Source organism: Anabaena sp. CCY 9910 (genome assembly GCF_963920875.1).
Classification (GTDB): domain Bacteria; phylum Cyanobacteriota; class Cyanobacteriia; order Cyanobacteriales; family Nostocaceae; genus Trichormus; species Trichormus variabilis.
On sequence record NZ_CAWUDJ010000046.1, the window covers coordinates 28,935 to 49,272 of the forward strand.

Here is a 20,338-nt window from a genome sequence, read left to right on the forward strand (position 1 = left end):
ATTGACTCTTGACCCTTGACTCTTGACCCTTGACCATTAACCTTACGCCCCCTTTTTTTTCGTAGCAGCGCTAGATGATTTCGCCGTTGATTTAGATTTAGTTGTACTAGTTTTACTTGTTTTGCGTGTAGTTTTAGCGGTTGAAGCTTTGGCAGATAGTAATTCTATCGCTGTAGCCAATGTTACATCTTCGACAGATGTCCCTTCAGGAAGACCTACATTGGTCTTACCATGTTTAATATAAGGGCCATAGGGGCCGTCGTAGATATTTATGGGGGCATCATCCTCTGGGTGTGTACCTAATTCCCGTAAAGCAGCCTTTGATTTACTACTAGTAGAACCACGGGTCTTTTTCGGTTCCGATATCAACTCCAGCGCTCTTTCTAAAGAAATTGTTAAAACATCATCACTCGCTTTGAGAGAACGGTAGTCTTTCCCTTCTTTGCCTTGGTCGTGGACGACGTAAGGGCCAAAACGTCCTAGACTGGCTTGGATTTTCCCTCCAGTAGCAGGATGGGTTCCCAAGGTTCGGGGTAGTGATAACAAGCCAATAGCTGTCTCTAGGGAGATATTTTCTGGGGTAACGCCCTTGGGTAGAGAAGCTTGTTTGGGTTTGGGATTCTCATCAGACTTATCACCCAACTGGACATAAGGCCCGTAAGCGCCGATTTTCACGTAAATTGGTTCGCCGGTTTCAGGATGGCGGCCTAGTTGGTCTGGGCCGACGGTTTTTTGCCGCAGGATTATTTCCACCTGTTTGGGGTCGAGGTCGGCGGGTGTTAAATCTTTGGGAATTGAAGCAGTAACTACACTGTCACCGTTTTCCACTTCGATATAAGGCCCATATTTACCAATACGGACTTTAGCATCTAAGTTTTCTAGTTCTACAGTTCTGGCTTTACCTGCATCAATTTGGCTTTCTCGTTCTCTCACCAAAGTTTCCAAACCTTGATCCCCTAGATAAAATTTCTTTAGGTAGGGTAGCCACTGAGCTTCACCTTCAGCAATATCATCCAAGGTTTGCTCCATTTTGGAGGTAAAACTGGGATCAACGATGTCGGGGAAATGTTTTTCTAACAAATCGGTGACGGCGAAGGCGGTAAAGGTGGGGATAAGGGCGTTATTCACCAATTGGGAGTAACCCTTATCGATAATTGTGCCGATGATGCTGGCGTAGGTACTAGGGCGACCAATGCCTTCACTTTCTAGGGTTTTGACTAGGGTCGCTTCAGTGTATCTAGCTGGAGGTTGGGTTTCGTGACCAACTGCTTCGATATTTTTACAGTCTGGATGATCCCCGACTTTTAGACTGGGTAAGATTACCTCTTGGTCTTCCAAGGCGGCTTCTGGGTCATCAGAACCTTCAACGTAGGCGCGTAAATATCCAGGAAAATCAATGCGCTTACCGGAAGCACGGAAACCAGCGTCTTCTACTTGCAACTGCACGGTAATTTGGGTTTGGCGAGAGTCAGCCATTTGACAGGCGACGGTACGCTTCCAAATCAAATCATAGAGGGCAAGTTCTCGACCACCTAAGCCGGTTTCTTGGGGCGTGCGGAAGGTGCTACCAGCCGGACGAATGGCTTCGTGGGCTTCTTGTGCGCCTTTGGATTTGGTGGTGTATTGGCGAGGCTGGGGACTGAGATATTGTTTGCCGTATAGTTGTTCTACACAATTGCGAGCAGCTGCGATCGCCTGTTCTGACAAATGCACCGAATCTGTACGCATATAGGTAATATACCCTTGCTCGTATAAATTCTGGGCAATCCGCATCGTGTCCCTGGCTGACAGGCGCAGTTTACGGTTAGATTCCTGCTGTAATGTCGAAGTGGTAAAGGGTGGCGCGGGTTTGCGCGTCACTGGCCGTTCTTCTACCTCTGAGACATTCCAGGTTTTACCAGTCAGCCGTTCTTGGAGCGCAACTGCTTCTGTTTCACTCAGCAGCACCACATTACGTCCGGCGGTGATCCTACCAGTAGATGGGTCAAAATCGCTCCCAGTCGCTACTTTTGTGCCTGCTAGGGTGGTTAGCTGGGCGGTAAATGGGCTTTTGCTTTGCTCCAAATATGCCTTTAAATCCCAATATGTACCTTCATGGAAAGCCCGGCGTTGGCGTTCTTTGTTTACCAGCAATCGCACCGCCACAGACTGTACCCTTCCCGCAGATAGTCCCCAAGCAATTTTTTTCCACAGCAGAGGGGAGAGGGTATAGCCCACCAAACGATCCAAAATCCGCCGTGTTTCCTGGGCGCGGACTAGCTGCTCATCGATATTGCGGCAGTCCTTTAAAGCTTTTTTGATGGCTTCTTGGGTAATCTCATGAAACACCATCCGCTTTGTCGGCACTTTTGGCTTCAGCAACTGGTATAAATGCCAACTGATGCTTTCACCTTCTCGGTCTTCGTCAGTAGCTAGAATCAGTTCATCAGCATCTTTCAGCGCTTCTTTGAGCTGGGTGACAACTTTCTTTTTGTCTTTGGGGACAACATACACTGGTTCAAAGTCCGCGTCCACATTTACCCCAAGCTGCGCCCATGCTTCCCCTTTAACAGTGGCGGGAATTTCACTAGCTGACTGGGGTAGGTCACGTACATGACCCATCGACGCTTCTACCCGATAGTCTTTTGGCAGGTAGTTACGAATGGTACGAGCTTTGGTTGGAGATTCGACAATGACGAGAGTTGACATGGAATTTCAAAAAAAAGAATAGCTGTGAAGCTAAACAGTTAAATTGAGTTAACTTCGATGAAATGTCAAGATGAAACGTCACAATTGCTTTAGATTGAGCCTCATCAAGATTGTCTGTTGGGTTGAAAATCCTTCAAACTGCGGGTTTAGTCCTTTCTAGAGCATATGTTAGAAGAATGCTGCTGGAAATTCCAGCTATTTCCATCTTTAACTTATCAAAGGCAAATTGGCGACTAGAGTTTTCAATATACCCCGTGAGTTTAGTACAAAGATACCTTAGGGTTCGGGCAGGGGAGATAAGAGAAGCAATGACTCAAAATTAAACCAAACTTGAGAGAAAAAGCGAAGAGGGGTTTGTACTTATTCCAGAGGCAAAATTATGCGGGCGATTCGTCAAGGCGATGTTATTCTACTACCTGTGCAGGAAGTTACTGGAGAAATGATACTTCACTTAACTTTGGCAGAGGGTGAGTTTATAGGGCATCAACACCACATCACTGAGGATGAGGCTCAGTTATTCCAGCAAGGTGACACACTTGATTTGCGTGTGTTTTCCGAGACTACTTTCCTAGATTAAAATTTGCGCCTCTCTGCGCTTTATAAAGATATCCGAGGCTTTTTAACGCAAAGCCACGCTAAGGTACGCGGATCTGGTTCGCTCAAGATAATTCGTTTTGTCAGTAGTTATGTGATCAATCAAAATTTAAATATTTTTCTGAGAAAAGGGTTGGTTCAGTTCTTATCTGCCAATAACTATAAGCGATTGAATTAAATAGTTGGGCAGAATATACCCTTGTGTAGATTGACAACCCCATTGATGTTGAGCCAATCTACTTAATTAAGATGACCTGCCCCAGTACAAGATTCATTGATGTTGTGCGGGTTCCAGTCCAGATTCAGATGAGCCGGTGAGTCTATTTTGTGGATAACCTGGGGAACTGAATCCAGATACTTTCTGTGTAGAAAGTTAATTTCTAGATAGTTAAAAAGTTTTGTATTTTACCATACATTAAAACGAAAAGTTCAATATATACTTTACTAATCATGAAGTTGTGATAAAATCTAATTTAGAGAAGTTAATTTCGGTGATACGTATCTTGTTTTTAGTAATAATTTCAAGCGGCTCTCCGGATCAACATCTCTGCATCAATGGATTCTGGAGAGTTTCATGTCAATATACGTAGGGAATCTGTCCTACAGCGTCACACAAGACGACCTTACTAAAGTATTTTCCGAGTACGGTTCAGTCACACGCGTTCAGTTACCCACAGATAGAGAAACCGGACGTGTTCGCGGTTTTGGTTTCGTAGAAATGGAATCATCAGCCGCAGAAGATGCAGCTATTCAAGCTCTTGATGGCGCAGAATGGATGGGGCGCGTACTTAAAGTTAATAAAGCTCGTCCACGGGAAGAGAAAGGCGCTCGTTCCGGTGGGGGTAATTGGTCAAGAAATAATGGTGGTTATTAATACCGATAAGCTGTTAAGCATTTAAATTGTATATTTCGCACTCAGGTCGTCAAAAGTCCAAAGTCCAAGCTAGCCTTTGACTCTGGACTACTGACTATGGACAGCCCTGACGCAAGAATATTTGATTTAGATGCGTATAACCTTATTGTTTCTTGAGAAAATTAGTATTTCTTAAAAGCAAATCATCCCATAATTAGCAGATTAGTGATTCACTGATCTGCTTTTTCGTAAAATGGGGTACGGGGGTATAGGGGTTTGAAACTCTCACATCCTTACACCTGGTCTCAACAGAAAATCTGGGTGCGTAAGTCCTAGACTATGGACTAGTTTCTACCAAAACTGTTACTGATGCGATCGCTACTAACATTTCGTCATTTTTGTCGTTGAGTTCAGCAATAGCGCGTCCCTGAACTACCATACCCCCAAATTCTACTTTCAAGCTTTTGCGTCCGAAGGGTAAAACCGCTAACACTTCTTCTTCTCTAACTTTTTCTGGATAAGGTACTGCTACCTGGACTTCCACAATCATTTCATTGGGATGACTTAAACCAGCGACTTCCCACACGCCCGGTAAGGCGTTGTGAGCGATCGCATTCCGGACAGCCCTAGCTGCGGCTACTGTCGGTTCCTGTCCATGCTGATCTACTCCCATCCCCATTTCGATAATCAAGCGTTTAAGAGCCACATTGACCTCCTGAATTATGCCATTCTCACTTTAATAGGACTTATGCACCCAGATTTTCTGTTGAGACCGGGTGTAAGGGTGTGAGAGTTTCAAACCCCTATACCCCTACACCCCTATACCCCTATACCCTTCTCCTGATGACACAAGAAGCGATCGAACAAGTTGTTACTGCTTACTTTGCCAATATCACAAGTATGAATCCAGAAGGCTGGATAGATAATTTTGCCGAAGATGCTATTAGTCATGATCCGGTCGGTGAACCACCAGCAAAAGTTCATGAGGGATATCGTCAATTCATCGGACAGTTACAGGCGGTATTTGAAAAACTAGAAGCAACAATCGAGCATATCTTCATTGCTGCTAATGAAGCAGCTGTTAAATGGACGATGGCCGGAATCAGCAAAAGTGGTAAGCCTGTGAAGTTTGCAGGAATTACCATCTTTGAGGTTAACGCTGAAGGAAAGATTCAAACAACCCGTGCTTATTGGAATCCTGCACAGATGATTGCACAGTTACGCTAAAACAACTAATCACGCGCAGGAATTCAATTACTACCAAATGTGAGCAGGATCAGGAAGGAAAATAATAATTAATCTTTTCTTTATCTTCTCTCCATTCCCCATTAGCAATTACCAATTCGCAAAAAAGCCTCTGGTGATTGTATTAATTTACCAAAGGCTTTTTCTGCAATAGTTCATCATGACGACTCTTGCTCTTCTTCGTAAAACCAAATTTCTGCCAACAGGCTCAAGCCCAGCAACCAAATAAAGCAGACAACTGTAATCCAGAGTAGTACTAACATAGCGATCGCCTCCAAACAACAATTTTTTTACCCGCTACTCCTCAGCATTCCAAATTACATTCAGTCCGACTAACTACATACTACACGCTTGGTATCATTGGTAAAGGGTGTAATTGGTTGAGTTTTTTTAATTATTGCTACTTTAATGTTAAATAAATCCCTGAAGAGTTATTTTCACAAATCCTGTTATCTTGAATGTATCACCTTAGATTATTCACATAAGTATAAGTTTTCATTTACTTTACTTACAAATTTATACATCGTAGAGTAAATATAGTTTGGATTATTGGGACTTATATCAAATTTATTTTGATGTTTGTTTATTTAGCTTCCTAAATAAGCAACTTCAGTTAATATTAATCAGGTTTTATTCTTTAGTTGCTCATCCTGACCTAGTAGATCATCTGGTATTAATTACATCTCATTCAATAGCTTTTAGCCCTCATTGCTCCCATGCTGACCCATCACCGCAAGCCCGTGTGCTTATCACTTATATCAACTGACCTACCATTCTGGTCTGTTGTAGAAACTGCTGGAACACTATATCAAAAAGACCTTGATAGGTTCCATTTATTACTGACTACACCGCCGCTTATCACCTGTGAATTAGCAAGTCCTGATACTCAAGAAGAACAACTTGCCCCACGTACTAGTAAAGCTTATGCTCCTGCTAGCCCTAGAGTTTTGTGGTTAGAAATTTCTCCCTATCGAGTAATTATGACCATGCAAGGTAACGATCAAGTGAGTTATCGTCACTTCTGGGAACAGGGCGTTTATGGCGTAAGTCGCTATTGGTTGCCAACCGAGTCGTTACAACCCAGTGATCCCATCCGCTTACGGAACTATACCAATAGCTTGACTCTCAGTGGACACGAACTGCCAGAGCATTTGCGTGTGGAATATGAATTGTGGGCTGAAAAAGTCCAATTAGGGCGCTATATTCTCAATCTGGAAATTCAACATTAGGGACTTCCAGATAAAAAAATATCCCAAATGTAGGGTGCGTCAGTGCGAGAAAACTTAGCTGTACCAAAAAATTATTCATACTGACGCACCCTACTAACCGTCAATTTGGAATAATTTATTTTTTGGTGTTCCCATTAATCACAAAATACTGAATGATGAGTGAGACTCGACCGAAAGAGCGCCACTCATCACGCATATTATGGACTCACGCCATAGGCTGTGGTTCTTTAACTTTTGCTTCTAATGTCGCTGGCTCTACTGATATTAATTCACCGTGGTTTAATGTCCAGCAGTAGTCAGCGATCGCCAACAAATCACCAGCATCATGTGTTACTACTAATAATGTCCAATCTTGTTTAAGTTTGGCTAATAAGTTCACTAGTTGCCGACGCATTGACCAATCTAATCCGGCTGTCGGCTCATCTAGTAATAATAAATTGGGTTGGCGAATTAATTGTACCGCCAAGGCTAACCGCCGTTGTTGACCCCCACTTAAAGCATAGGGTGCAGCCGAAAGCGATAAATGCTCTAGTCCCACTTCACCTAATGCTTGTCTAACTCGCTCTGTCCCTAATTCAGGATGCCCTATGCGTAATTCTTCTAAAATCGTACCACCGCAAAAGTGCCGTTCGGGAAACTGAAACACCAAACCTGCTAATTGTTGTAGCTGTTCGGCTATGAGTTCTTGTTCTCGCCAGAAAACTCCACCAGATGTTGGTTCGGCTAGTCCAGATAAAATCTCTAATAAAGTACTTTTACCAGAACCGCTTGGGCCAATAATCAAACCCAGCTTTTGGGGTGGTAATTCTAGATTGACAGACTTGAGGATAGCTGTTGGGCAAGCGGTGGGATAGTAAACCAGATTTCGGAGATAGAGCATTTGTTAAGATTACCAAACGTTGGCAAAGAACTCACTAACTAAGATTAACTACAACTAGAAAGGCTGGAAACTTTGCTCAGGATTTATAGATTGTTACTTAATTACAACCTCAATTTACCAGCAAAGATCATCCTGATGGTTCCATTGTGACAGATTCCCCAAAAGCGGTGATTACAGTAATTTTGGGAACTTGACATGATGACTCAAGTCTAAGTGTGAGGAGTATATTATCTGCTACACACACAAATCATAACTAAATTATTCAGTATTTTAAGTAACATAGACAACTTTTTCAACCGCAATTATTCTGAGGCTGATTCATGCTCAAAAATTTTCCCTCTCCTCACTCAATAATATTCTCTCAAGTAAATAAGCTGGCTCAGGCAAGTTTTGGCGTGGCGATCGCCTTAACTTTGGCAAGCAATCCATCATGGGCTGGCGATCCCTTCCGCGCAGAGAAACCGCGTAACATTGGCGACAATACAGAACAGGCTTTTAAAGCAGTTTTTCAACGGGGTGATTATCCCACCGCAGAACGTCACCTTAATCAAGCAATCTCCAGTGAAGCCAATGAGCCTCTAGCTTACGCCATGAAAGCATCTTTAGCATACATTAATGGAGATTTGGCAGGGCTGAGTAATTACGGCAAGAAAACCCTGGAAACAGGACAAAAATTAGTTGCTACTGACGAATTACGGGGCAATATTTACACAGCTGTAGGACATTTTTTAGAAGGGGGGGCAATTATTAGCCGTGAAGGTACACTCAGAGGCGCACCTCAAGCTTTGGGACGACTAAGACAAGTATATGAACATCTGGATAAAGCAGAAGCGATTTCTCCGCAAGATCCAGAATTGAATTTACTCAAGGGTTACATGGACTTGATGCTGTCTGTGAGTTTACCCTTCGCCAATCCAGATGAGGCGATTAATCGGCTACAAAGAAATGCTGCACCTCAGTATCTAACTAATCGAGGCATTGCGATCGCCTATCGTGATTTAAAACAGTATCCTCAAGCTCTAGATTATGCTAACCGCGCCATCAAAGAAGCTTCAGATAACCCTGAGTTGTATTATCTCAAAGCGCAAATCCTCAAAGGACAGGGTAGCCAAGAAAAAAGCCAGCAATTAATTCGAGAAGCGATCGCTAATTTCGACAAAGCCTTAACTAAAAGGTCTCAGCTTCCCAGTTCGTTGGTAAAGCAAATTGAAAGCGAACGCAATAATGCTGTTAATAACCTGAATAATGCGGGGCGGTAATTGGGGATTGGGGACTGGTAATGGGTAATTGGGGACTGAACCCATTACCCATTACCCAGTCCCCAGTACCCAGTCCCCATCACTCATCAATTTGTCCCACGCGACGAATATTGAGAATATCGCTCATTTTTTTGATTTGGATGAACACTTGTTCTAGTTGTGGGCGATCGCGTATATCTATACCTAAGTCTATTAATGCTGGTTGATTAACTGCTGTTTTTACCTGGGCGTAACGTACGTTGATCCCTTGGTCACTCAGTCGAGACAAGATATCTTTTAATACTCCCACACGGTCTAGGGCTTCTATTTGAACATTGACTGGGTAAGTTTGGGGACGACCTCTATTTTCTGCGACTGGGTTCCAACTAACGGGGACTAGGCGATCGCATTCCACTGTCTCTAAATTATGACAGCCTTGGCGATGGATGGAAATTCCCCTACCCCGTGTTACTGCGCCAATAATTGGTTCACCGGGGATTGGTGTACAACAACCAGCGAGGTGATATACCAATCCTTCTACACCCACAATTGGTGAATCTGTTGCACGGGTGATGGGTGTGGGTGCTTTGGCGGTAGATGGTTCTTTAGGCAACAATATAGGTGTATCTACTACCGGCTGTTGAGATTTAACCACTTCCCGCCAGCGATTTAACACCAAGTTGAGGGTGACTTCGCCGTAACCCATACCTGCGAGTAAATCTTCAGCACTGTGATAATTACATTTTTCGGAAACAGTCCGCATTGCATCGGACTTTAATAGACTATCTAAACCAGTTTTACCCAATTCTTTTTCTAATAACTCTCGACCACGAGCCACATTTTCTTCCCGGCGCGATCGCTTGTACCATTGTTTAATTCGATACTTGGCGGCGGAAGTTCTCACAAAGTTGAGCCAATCTAAGCTGGGATGGCTATTCTTTTGAGTAATAATTTCTACAATATCGCCATTGCTTAGTCTAGTTGATAAAGGAACCATGCGTCCGTTAACTCGCGCCCCGGCACAGTGATTACCAACTTCTGTATGAATATGATAGGCAAAATCTATAGTTGTAGCCCCAGGACTTAAAGGAATTACATCGCCTTTGGGCGTGAAGACATAAACATCATCTTCAAATAAGTTATCTTTAACGCTATCGAGATATTCTTGTGCGTCTTTGAGGTCACTTTGCCATTCCAACAATTGACGCAACCAAGTAAACTTTTCATCTGATGTTGTTATCAGGCTGTTAGAACCACCAGTTTCTTTATACTTCCAATGGGCGGCGATCCCGTATTCGGCGATGCGGTGCATTTCCATTGTCCGAATCTGCACTTCCAAAGGACGACCAGTTAAACCGATAACCCCTGTATGCAGAGATTGATAACGGTTGGGTTTGGGTAAGCCGATATAATCTTTAAATCTGCCGGGGATCGGGCGAAAAGCGTCATGTACTACAGCTAAAGCCCGGTAACATTCCTCATTGGTTTCGACAATAATCCGCAGCGCTGCTAGATCATAAATTTCATTAAATTCTTTTTGCTGTCGGTGCATCTTTTGGTAAATACTATAAAGATGCTTAGGGCGACCACTGATATCTAGACAGCGAATTCCTGCTTGCTGGAGGCGATCGCGTAAAATTGCTGTAGCTTTGGCTAATTTCTCTTCCCGTGCGTCCCGCTTTTCGGAAACATACTTTTGCATTTGCCGAAAAGCTTCCGGCTCTAAATTCTTAAAGGCTAAATCTTCTAATTCCCACTTAATTCGCCAGATCCCCAAGCGATTGGCTAAAGGTGCAAAGATATCTCGTGTTTCTTGGGCTGAACGGCGACGGCTATCTTCTGACATATATTGCAGAGTTCGCATATTATGCAAACGGTCTGCTAACTTCACCACAATTACCCGAATATCTTGCGCCATCGCCAAAAACATCCGCCGGAAGTTTTCCGCTTGACTTTCGGTTTTGCTTTTAAAATTGATTTTAGAAAGCTTGGTGACACCTTCCACCAACTGCTTGACTTCCGGGCCGAAACGCTCTTCTATTTCCTCAATTGTGACATCTGTATCTTCGACTACATCATGAAGAAATCCAGCTGCTATCATAGCAGGACTACCCCCTAAGTCGCGCAGCAGCCCGGCTACAGCGATGGGGTGACTAATATATAGTTCTCCAGATTTGCGATATTGTCCGTGATGCAGTTGGTAAGCAAAATCAAATGCCCGACAAATTAACGTGTTATCACTACACATTCGGTCATCTTCTGCTTTGCTGCCATGTGTTGATGAATCCCGCAAACATTGCTTCAGCCATTCTGGAAGGCTAAGGTCGGTTGGGGAACTAATAGCGATGCTGCTCATACAATAGAAGAGGTGATCGGTGGATAGTTGAGAGGTTGACGCAATTAACAGCACTTTTGTTGGTCATGCTGTTACCCTGGTGAGGGCAGTAAACGCTGTGTGAGATACCCTATGAGACTATAGTAATGGTCTATTTCGGGTTGGAAAAAACATAAATGGGAAAAAATATATATTGCAAACGCAGCCTCAATACAATACTTGAGGCTGGTGATGCTGATAATAGCCTGATTAGATTTATTGTATAAATAATTTTCTTGACATTAATACTATCGTAAATAGCACTAGATGTCTTTAAATCTTGAAAAATATCAGAGCCTAGTAACATTACTACTGGAGTTCCGTCAGGGAATCAACACGAATCAAATCGTCGTCACAGAAGCACGCCAACGCCTAGCTGGTTTAAAGCAACTCTTTGGGGAGGAAATCGCACCTTTAGCTGAGGAGGATGCACGTATACAGCCCTACAAGACAGAAATTAGCAAACAACTGCGTCTACTAGAGGTAGATGTGATGTTTTTACAAGGAGCGCGACAACCATCTACAGCAAAAACAAGATTGGACACGATAAGCGATCGCCTCAATACTCTAATTCAATATTGCCACGCCATACTGCAACAAACGCCACCAGATACAAATGAAGATTAGATAATTACCGGAGTTGTGGTGTAAAAATAGATAAAAATGATGTGAATCATAGGATCTACGAGATTTTAGGTAACTGTGTAGATTCTATGCTTACTATCAAGTTGAGTATTGGGCAAAGGATTAGTCTAGGATACGCCATTGCTCTGGGAGTTACTATTTTGGGGACAGTATAGGACTCCTATTTGATTTCTGGACGAGTTTTTAGATAAAAGCCTTGTTGGATATATATTGAAGTCTGAATATATTTTGAAAATTCAAACTGGATTCCCATACACAAAAAAACTAAGCCGATACGAGCCTAGATTAAATCAATAGGTCTTACCGTTGATTCTCCTTAAGCAACATCATAGACAATCTCCGTACCATTATTATCGAATAAATTTGTTTAGCTCTAGAACTAAAAGATGTACCGTTGTTGAAGGATTATCTTTTACAGGATTGCAAGGACTGTATTGATTTAGCAAATTCTCAGCATTTCTGATAGCCTTCTGCTGCTTACTTAGCAATTCATCATAGATTGATTCGCTATTTTTAGAGTACTGGTATCCAAGTAATGCAGTTAATTTCCGTAAATAGTCACTTCGGGAAACTCCAGTATCTAGAAACTCAAAATGGAGGATATACCATAACTCAAAGGATTCATTAGAGTAAGCTATTCTAATACCCTCATCATTAGCACTTTTAATGGCAAAACAAAAATCTTGTTCAGTCCATGAATCTCGGTCAAAAACACACCATATTTGATCGTATTCCCCCTGACTTCTCAACTCCTTAGCTCTATCAACTAGTCCAGTTGGATTTATACCCAAACCTTGTACATCTATCACGACCTTGGGAACACGAAAACTCCTAAAATAGTTTGGCTCTGTTTTCTGTCCTTCACATACAATCAAAAATCTTTGTCGAATTTCTTTTATATCTACTTTTCTTGGTGAGTATCCAAGTTGTCTATGTTTCTTTTTAGCCATGAGCATCAAGAAGATGGACTAAATCTCCAATGTAGGGAATTGCACCATATCGACCTTTAATATAATCATTTTCAAATGAGACATCATTACGAACTTTATATTCAGCCAATGAATATAAATCGGTCACTCCATATCTATTTTTCTCAGTAAACCAAATTTGATCTCTCCTAAAAAGCTTATTTGTAAGCAAATTAGTATCATGAGTAATAAATATTAATTGTGAATTATTGGGGTTTGTCTCATTAGAATTAAACAATTCAACAATTGCATAACTAATAAGCGGATGAAGTCTGGCATCAAATTCATCAATAACAAGGGTTTTACCTTCTTGCAATGAATCAACTAGCAGTCCTGATATGGCAAATATTTTTTTAGTCCCTTCAGATTCGTCAGAGTTTAAATCGAAAAGTGCCTTACCAACTAGAACGCCATTATCATCAAATTTATGATGTAGAGTCTTAATTGAGGCAGTTTTTGCTTCTCCTCTGCCATCTAATATTAGTTCTGCTACTTTATTGAAAAGTTCTTTGAATTCATCTGGTAGGTTTTTAGTTTTATCAAGTAAGGACTCACGTGAACCTACTTCCTCGATATCTAGTTCACCAATACCTAAGTCTAACTTTCCTATCAGTTTCAAGATTGCGTCTCTTTTAACATTACTTTTCACCAAGTAATGTGATGTGTATCCTTGATAACCGTTGTCATTTAAACCTGATACAATTTTTAACTGACTTGTTACCCAATTTAATATCTTCTCAGCAATATTGACATTGAATTGAGCAGAGACAGATAAGAATAGTGCATTGTGTCGAGTTTTCTGTTGAATACCATCAGCTTTGTAAATTTTGGAAAAATTAATGCCGCTATGGTCACGCTTAAAAATATTTGTCTCTCTGACTTTAGGAACATAAAAAAGCCATTCTGAAACAACTTTGTCTTGAGTTGCCTCAAAACCATATCTATACTTTTGCTCATCTAATAGAAATACAATTTCAAAGTAAGATGGTCTAGATTCAGTTCCTATACTCAACCTAAAAGGTTCTACATCAATTTTTTCTGTAATTTGAGTTCCTTTAGAAGAGTTGATCATGAACCACTTCATGAAAGTCATTGCTCTAGCAAGATTACTCTTACCACTTGCATTTGCACCATATATTGCTGCGCTCTTAAGCAAACTGAGTTCAGCATCGACACTAAAAATATTATTCTCGTCAAGTCTTTTATCTTTGGCAACAAGATTAGCTGCCACCATGCTGAAAGTGACTATCTCTTTAAAGGATCTGTAGTTGCCAACGCTAAACTCGATAAGCATAACAAAGCCCTAAGCTTAAGAGCAATATTTGTGAAAAAAACACAAAAATACAATTTAAGCATAGCAAGAATTAGTCAGAATAATATAAAGTATGATATTGTTTCACGACGTAGTATTTGTACTCATGCAGCAGGAACCGCATCATAACCTTTCCCTTAAATAAAAGAATATTACGCTTCAATGATGTGATTACCTCGAACAGCTATTTAAAGAATTTGATAGACTAGCTTAAATTTAAAAATATCCCAGATGCTGGCTTTGGGCTGATAACTAAATTTATGAATAAAGAATTATTTTGTATAGAAAATCTGCGTGTCGCCTATCCACAGCGTAGTGGAGAAGAACTACAGTGGGCGATTGATGATGTATCTTTTACCTTGCAACCAGGGGAAAGAATGGGGTTGGTAGGTGAATCTGGTTGTGGTAAATCGACCTTGGGAAGGGCGGCGATGCGCTTGTTACCAGCTTCTAGTCTGGTAGAAGGACGCGTGACTTTTCAAGGACAGTCGGTATTTGATTTAACACCAAATGAATTGCGGAAATTTCGGGGGGAAGCTGTAGCTTTAATCTTTCAAGACCCGATGACGCGCCTTGATCCTTTGATGACGATTGGGAATCACTGTATCGAAACTTTGCAAGCCCACGCACCGGAATTATCAGCCAAGGAAGCAAAGGAAAAGGCGCTGGCGACTTTGGAAAAGGTGAAGATTCCGGCTAGTCGTTGGGGTCAGTACCCCCATGAGTTTAGCGGAGGAATGCGCCAAAGGGTAGCGATCGCTCTTGCCCTCCTCCTCAACCCCAAGTTAATTGTTGCTGATGAACCCACTACCAGTTTAGATGTCACTGTCTCGGCTCAAATATTACAAGAGTTAACCCGCCTATGCAGTGAAGAAAACATGGCGTTGTTACTGATTTCTCACGATTTAGCAATGGTAGCTGAGTATTGCGATCGCATCGGTGTAATGTATAACGGCAAAATGGTGGAAATGGGTACAACTGAATCTGTATTTAAAAACCCCCAACATGAATATACGCGATCGCTCCTCAAAGCAGCTCTGCATATTCAAGCAGTAGATGAAGGTAGTAGCGAAGCCTCCCAATCCCCAGTACCCAGTCCCCAATCGCCAATCCTACGAATTACAGAACTGAAGCAGTATTACACGATAGAACCTAACTTTGTAGAACGACTATTTAAGGCGGAAAGCCAAACTATTAAAGCTGTAGATGGGATTAACTTGGAATTATATCCAGGGGAAATTTTAGGGTTAGTGGGTGAATCTGGATGCGGTAAGAGTACGCTTTCGCGGACGATATTACAGTTAATTCGTCCCACCTCAGGCAAAGTAGAGTTTTTAGGCCAAGATTTAACCAAGTTATCGCGTCAAGAAATCCGCGCTTGTCGGCGACAAATTCAAATGGTGTTTCAAGACCCCCACGCTTGTCTGAATCCAGCCATGACGGTGGGAGAAAGTATTGCTGACCCTTTATTAATCCATCACCTAGCTGATGCGGCTAAGGCGAAAGAACAAGTGTTGTGGATGTTGCAAAAAGTCGGCTTAACGCCACCAGAAGTTTATTATCAGCGCTACCCCTCCGATTTATCTGGGGGACAACAGCAACGGGTGGCGATCGCTCGTGCGTTGATTACTCGTCCTAAAATGTTAATCTGCGATGAACCTGTGAGTATGTTAGATGCTAGTGTGCAATCGCAAGTGCTGGATTTGATGTTGCAACTCAAGGAAGAATTTGAGTTAACTTATTTGTTTATCACCCATGACTTGTGGTTAGCAAGATTTTTGTGCGATCGCATTGCTGTCATGCACGGCGGTAAAATTGTCGAACTTGGGGAAACAAAGCAGATTTTTGCTCATCCCCAGCATCCATACACCCAAACTCTTTTAGCGGCTGCACCCTTACTTGCAAGAGCGTAGTCATACCGTTTCTTCATGAAGATGTGCTTTATTCTGGACTGTAGAGACGCGACTCATCGCGTCTTCACTCAATGATGTGTTGCTGGGAAATCAGTTAGCCATAGATAGTCACAGCTATTGTTGATTTACCGTTTTTGGTTCTACAAAAGCTTCTCGACCTGTAATCAATCTGGAGCGACGATTACGAGTGATATAATTCCACGCCCACTGAAATACTACTAGTAATTTAGTGTCAAACTCGATTAAGAAGTAGATGTGAATTAATAGCCAGAATACCCAAGCAATAAAACCTTGCAGCTTAATTAAGCCTAAATCTACGACAGCTAGGTTTTGCCCAATCATTGCCAAACTGCCTACATCATTATAACGAAATTCTGGCAAAGTTTGACCTTTTAGGCGTTTTTTAATGAGTTTGGCTACATACTCTCCTTGTTGTGTAGCTACGGGTGCAACACCGGGTAAGGGTTTACCATTTTGATGGGAGAAGTTGCCTAAATCTCCCACAACAAAAATGTTTTTGTAACCTCTAACAGTTAAGTCTGGTTCTACAATTACACGTCCGGCGTGGTCACACTCTACACCTGTGCGTTCTGCTAGGACTTCTCCCATTGGGGAAGCTTTTACACCTGCTGCCCATAATATAGTTTTTGAGGGAATTTCTTTAACTTCATCGCCATTTTTGAAAGTAACGATGTCATTTTCAATATTGGTCACCCGCGTTTTAGTTTGGATAATTGCACCCAACTTTTGCAAAGATTCTGCTGCTACTTGGGATAACTCTGGCGCAATGTGGGGAAGGATGCGATCGCCCCCTTGCAATAGTAAAATTTTTGTTTCTGAGGTGTCGATGCTGCGAAAATCTTCTTTGAGGGTTTTGTATGCTAATTCGGCGATCGCACCCGCTAATTCTACACCAGTCGGGCCGCCCCCTACAATCACAAAAGTCAGCCAAGCACGGCGCTTTTCGGGGTCTGTTTCTTTTTCTGCTGCTTCAAATGCGCCAAATATCCGGCGACGCATTTCTATCGCGTCTTCCACGGTTTTCAAACCGGGTGCCAGGTCTTTCCAGTGGTCTTTCCCAAAATAAGAATGGTTAGCACCTGTGGCGACGATCAATGTATCATACGGTACTACTTTATCATCCAAGATAACGTGTTGTGCTTTGGGATTAATATCCTTTACTTCTCCCAGCAACACTTGTGTATTCTTACTTTTACTGAATACAGCTCGTAATGGTGAGGAAATGTCGCCAGGTGATAGGGTACCTGTAGCAACTTGATATAAAAGTGGCTGAAATAAGTGAAAGTTACGTTTATCGATAAGAGTAACACTTACATTTGCTTTCGCAAGAGTCTTCGCTGTATAAAGTCCACCAAAGCCACCACCAACAATTACAACCTGATGTGGTGCTTTTTTTTCATGTGAATCTACCATAAAACATAATCCTGTGTTAAGAGCGTTGTAACTTTTCTTAACAAAGATGTAGCAGAATTATGCTTAAGGTCGCCGTTTATTCAGAACAATTGAAAAAATCATGAAAGTAGCGAAAGTTATCTTTAGAACTTACCCATGAAAACGAAAAATCAAGAACTTGAACAAACCCTAAATCCTGTCTTTCTCCCCCAAATGGGTGATTTAATTCTCTAAACCATTGACTACATTTGTAGTATTAATGTAGTATATATTCTCCAAGCTAACGCTCGCGCTCTTGGACAGTGTGCATCATGGCTAAATTTAAAGATATTGTCAATTACTTTCGTGACGACTGGAAACTGAGTGCCTTCACTATTGCAGCGTCTAGCGTGTACGAAATTGTGGATTTACTTGTTCCTTATGCAATTGGGCAAATTTTGAATGTTTTGTCCAATCAACCTTTGGATAAACCCTTAGAAGGTGCGATCGCCACTCTATCACAATTAACTAATTACCCAGTTAGCAAACCTCTATCTTTGGGCGTATTAATGGGTTTAATTTTTCTGGTTACCGTAGTGAGAGCGCCGACTCAACCTTGGTTAACCAGTTGGTTTCACTGGGATATAGCCTTAAGGTCGCGTCGGAATAAAACCCAATCGGCCATTGAGAAAATTCTCACACTTCCCTTAGAATTTTATGATGTCAATAATCCCGGACGCATTGCCGGAAGAGTAGCTAGAGGTATTTCTAATCACACTTGGACATATCCAGAAATAGCTGGACAGTTAATTCCCAAACTGTTTCGTGTCTTAGGCATTTTTGTATTTATCGTATTGATTGAATGGCGAATTGCAATTTTATATCTGATCTCCTTCGTCATTATTCTCGGCTTTAGTTTGAAACAGTTACAGAGAATAATTTGGCACGAAAGTCTTCTAGATAAATACGCAGAAAACACAGAAAGCCGCACATCTGAACTAATCACAAATATCAAAACGGTAAAAGCTTTTGCTACAGAATCGCAAGAACTAAAGCGCCAAACCCAGCGTTTAGATCGTGAGTTAAAAGTAGTAGATTATCGTATCCACAAAGGCTATGTTAACCTGCTGACTTGGCAAAAAACTGTGATTCAGTTTTGTGTATTTAGCATCTTGGGTTTAACATTAGCCGCAACAGTAAGTGGTAGGGTTTCCCTTGGTCATTTTGTCATGACTTTAACCTTATCTAGTATGGCGTATTCTGAGTTAGAACCGATTAGCACCTTAGCAGAAGTGTTTGCTCGTCGCTATTCCTCCATGCTGCGGTTTCACGAGTTTCTGCAAGAGCCGACTGGATACGATGCAGCTAGTCTTTTGGAAAAAGACGACACATCCTCACCCTACAAATTTACTGGCAAAGTTGAATTCTCTCATATCAGTTTTGGTTATGATGCTAGCCGGAAAGTGTTACAAGATATCAACTTATTAATTGAACCATACCAAACAGTGGCCTTAGTGGGGCGTTCCGGTTCTGGTAAGTCTACCTTGGTAAAACTACTTTTGCGCTATTTTGAACCCCAGGATGGGCAAATTTTGATTGATGGTCAAGATATTCGCACCTTGAATGTAGGTAAGTATAGACGCAGACTGGCGATCGTTCACCAAGAAGTAGACGTTTTCAACGGTACTGTTTTAGATAACCTCACCTACGGTAGACCTGAGGCTGCTTTTGAGCAGGTGAAAGAAGCTTGTAGAATTGCCAGAGTTGACGAAGTAATGCAGCAATTACCCCAAGGTTATTACACTGTTGTCGGGGAACGTGGGGTGAGGTTATCTGGTGGACAAAGACAACGTTTGGGGATTGCTAGAGCCTTGCTAGTAGAACCCGATGTGCTGATTTTTGACGAAGCCACCTCTAGCCTAGATTATGAGTCTGAACGTGCAATTCAATTGGCGATGCGATCAATTCAGGGTACTTGCACTACAATCGTCATTGCTCACCGTCTCAGTACAGTCCGGGAAGCAGATAAGATAGTAGTTCTAGACCAAGGAAAGATTGTCGAAGTTGGTAACCATGATGAACTTTTGCGTCAAGAAGGGATTTACCGCCGCTTGCACTCCCTCCAAGAAACTGGGGAACTCCTAGATTAGATGGGTACCGGTTTGTAGTGTTAAGCTATTACGCCTTTAAATTACTTAGTCGTTCTTGCTGGGGCGAAGTACAAGCTTCGTCCCAAGTTTTCTCCCTTGCCCCCTGCTCCCTGCCCCTTTTCCTCTTTTGACCGCAAACCCTTATTTCTTCTACTCCAAAAAAATTTTGCTCACCCACTTGCCATTTCTAAAATACGCTGCTATTATTGTAAATCGTGGGACATACGGGTCGGTGTCCGAGTGGTTAATGGAGACGGACTGTAAATCCGTTGGTTTACACCTACGCTGGTTCAAATCCAGCCCGGCCCACCTTCAATTTTAGATTTTGAATTATAACCTAGTTCAAAATCTAAGATTTAAATAACTCCCGCCCGTGTGGCTCAGTGGTAGAGCACACCCTTGGTAAGGGTGAGGTCACGAGTTCAATCCTCGTCACGGGCTTTCGAGAAATGTCGTAGATTAACTCAGTATTACTTGGCATACTTTGGTTGAACTTCTATAAGGTCTGATTTCTGTTCGGTTTTGGCTTGAATCCCGCTTTGAACTTGTTCCCCCATATCGATCGCCACAATTTATCTAGCTAGTAATCTGTCTACATACTGTCCTAACTGTGATTCCCCAAACCGATTTGGCGCAGCGAGGGTTTGAGAGATTTGGCGTTTGTGGGTTAATAAATGTTTTTGTTGTCGCTGTTGGTTTAAAAGTCTGTAATTATTGTTGACAGTTGACTGGTATAAAATCTCCCTTATCTAGCAATACGGTTCAGTTAAGAGAATAGTAGCGACTGTCTTAAAAGTCAAGAGATCGGGAGCAAAAAAAAGAAGCAGAGGAAGTAAAGAAAAAAGAAACAAGAGAAA

At 42.0% G+C, this 20,338-nt stretch carries 15 protein-coding genes and 2 tRNA genes; 10 read left to right on the forward strand and 7 right to left on the reverse strand.

All coding sequences use genetic code 11. The features are described from left to right. Positions 1–42: 42 nt before the first annotated feature. On the reverse strand, positions 43–2,688 hold the full coding sequence (topA, locus tag ACM5QX_RS24750; RefSeq protein WP_414755953.1) for a type I DNA topoisomerase: 2,646 nt from the start codon (positions 2,686–2,688) through the stop codon (positions 43–45). A gap of 379 nt (positions 2,689–3,067) precedes the next feature. On the opposite strand from topA, the gene ACM5QX_RS24755 reads away from it, so the two are divergent. Then, a complete protein-coding gene (locus ACM5QX_RS24755) occupies positions 3,068–3,265 on the forward strand; it encodes a hypothetical protein (RefSeq protein WP_414755954.1) in 198 nt (65 codons plus the stop codon). A 591-nt stretch (positions 3,266–3,856) separates the two neighbouring features. Next, complete coding sequence (locus ACM5QX_RS24760; RefSeq protein WP_011316925.1) at positions 3,857–4,156, forward strand: RNA recognition motif domain-containing protein; 300 nt, start codon at positions 3,857–3,859, stop codon at positions 4,154–4,156. 316 nt (positions 4,157–4,472) lie between these two features. Here the strand turns inward: ACM5QX_RS24760 and ACM5QX_RS24765 are convergent, their stop codons facing one another. Next, entirely contained in the window at positions 4,473–4,841 is a 369-nt protein-coding gene (locus tag ACM5QX_RS24765; protein WP_414755955.1) for a Lin0512 family protein, read from the reverse strand. A gap of 137 nt (positions 4,842–4,978) precedes the next feature. On the opposite strand from ACM5QX_RS24765, the gene ACM5QX_RS24770 reads away from it, so the two are divergent. Both ACM5QX_RS24770 and ACM5QX_RS24775 read left to right on the forward strand, forming a co-directional pair. Continuing rightward, positions 4,979–5,362 carry a nuclear transport factor 2 family protein gene (locus ACM5QX_RS24770; protein WP_414755965.1) on the forward strand — a complete coding sequence of 128 codons (384 nt, stop codon included), beginning with the start codon at positions 4,979–4,981 and terminating at the stop codon, positions 5,360–5,362. A gap of 734 nt (positions 5,363–6,096) precedes the next feature. Then, positions 6,097–6,609 carry a hypothetical protein gene (locus ACM5QX_RS24775; RefSeq protein ID WP_414755956.1) on the forward strand — a complete coding sequence of 171 codons (513 nt, stop codon included), beginning with the start codon at positions 6,097–6,099 and terminating at the stop codon, positions 6,607–6,609. A gap of 205 nt (positions 6,610–6,814) precedes the next feature. On the opposite strand, the gene ACM5QX_RS24780 is transcribed toward ACM5QX_RS24775, so the two are convergent. Beyond that, on the reverse strand, positions 6,815–7,489 hold the full coding sequence (locus ACM5QX_RS24780; protein ID WP_011321637.1) for an ABC transporter ATP-binding protein: 675 nt from the start codon (positions 7,487–7,489) through the stop codon (positions 6,815–6,817). A gap of 320 nt (positions 7,490–7,809) precedes the next feature. On the opposite strand from ACM5QX_RS24780, the gene ACM5QX_RS24785 reads away from it, so the two are divergent. Next, positions 7,810–8,748 carry a Sll0314/Alr1548 family TPR repeat-containing protein gene (locus tag ACM5QX_RS24785; protein WP_414755957.1) on the forward strand — a complete coding sequence of 313 codons (939 nt, stop codon included), beginning with the start codon at positions 7,810–7,812 and terminating at the stop codon, positions 8,746–8,748. A gap of 79 nt (positions 8,749–8,827) precedes the next feature. On the opposite strand, the gene ACM5QX_RS24790 is transcribed toward ACM5QX_RS24785, so the two are convergent. Then, the gene (locus tag ACM5QX_RS24790) at positions 8,828–11,083 is read right to left on the reverse strand and encodes a RelA/SpoT family protein (RefSeq protein WP_414755958.1); all 2,256 of its coding nucleotides are present in this window, start codon (positions 11,081–11,083) and stop codon (positions 8,828–8,830) included. Positions 11,084–11,368: 285 nt separating this feature from the next. On the opposite strand from ACM5QX_RS24790, the gene patD reads away from it, so the two are divergent. Then, positions 11,369–11,728 (forward strand): heterocyst frequency control protein PatD, encoded by a 360-nt coding sequence (gene patD, locus ACM5QX_RS24795; protein WP_414755959.1) that lies wholly within the window; start codon positions 11,369–11,371, stop codon positions 11,726–11,728. Positions 11,729–12,096: 368 nt separating this feature from the next. On the opposite strand, the gene ACM5QX_RS24800 is transcribed toward patD, so the two are convergent. Then, complete coding sequence (locus ACM5QX_RS24800; RefSeq protein WP_414755960.1) at positions 12,097–12,696, reverse strand: RloB family protein; 600 nt, start codon at positions 12,694–12,696, stop codon at positions 12,097–12,099. Continuing rightward, positions 12,689–13,948, reverse strand: a complete 1,260-nt coding sequence (locus ACM5QX_RS24805) for an AAA family ATPase (protein ID WP_414755961.1) — start codon at positions 13,946–13,948, stop codon at positions 12,689–12,691. Before ACM5QX_RS24805 ends, ACM5QX_RS24800 begins: the two co-directional genes overlap by 8 nt. A 338-nt stretch (positions 13,949–14,286) precedes the next feature. On the opposite strand from ACM5QX_RS24805, the gene ACM5QX_RS24810 reads away from it, so the two are divergent. Then, complete coding sequence (locus ACM5QX_RS24810; RefSeq protein ID WP_414755962.1) at positions 14,287–15,939, forward strand: dipeptide ABC transporter ATP-binding protein; 1,653 nt, start codon at positions 14,287–14,289, stop codon at positions 15,937–15,939. Positions 15,940–16,053: 114 nt separating this feature from the next. On the opposite strand, the gene ACM5QX_RS24815 is transcribed toward ACM5QX_RS24810, so the two are convergent. Beyond that, positions 16,054–17,373, reverse strand: coding sequence for an NAD(P)/FAD-dependent oxidoreductase (locus ACM5QX_RS24815; protein WP_414755963.1), 1,320 nt, complete (start codon positions 17,371–17,373; stop codon positions 16,054–16,056). A gap of 290 nt (positions 17,374–17,663) precedes the next feature. Here ACM5QX_RS24815 and ACM5QX_RS24820 point away from each other — a divergent pair, with 290 nt between their 5' ends. The 3 genes from ACM5QX_RS24820 (at position 17,664) to ACM5QX_RS24830 (ending at position 19,922) form a co-directional block, all read left to right on the forward strand. After that, entirely contained in the window at positions 17,664–19,481 is a 1,818-nt protein-coding gene (locus ACM5QX_RS24820) for an ABC transporter ATP-binding protein (RefSeq protein WP_414755964.1), read from the forward strand. Between the two features lie 226 nt (positions 19,482–19,707). Further along, positions 19,708–19,790, forward strand: a tRNA-Tyr gene (locus ACM5QX_RS24825). Between the two features lie 60 nt (positions 19,791–19,850). After that, a tRNA-Thr gene (locus ACM5QX_RS24830) sits at positions 19,851–19,922 on the forward strand. Positions 19,923–20,338 lie beyond the last annotated feature (416 nt).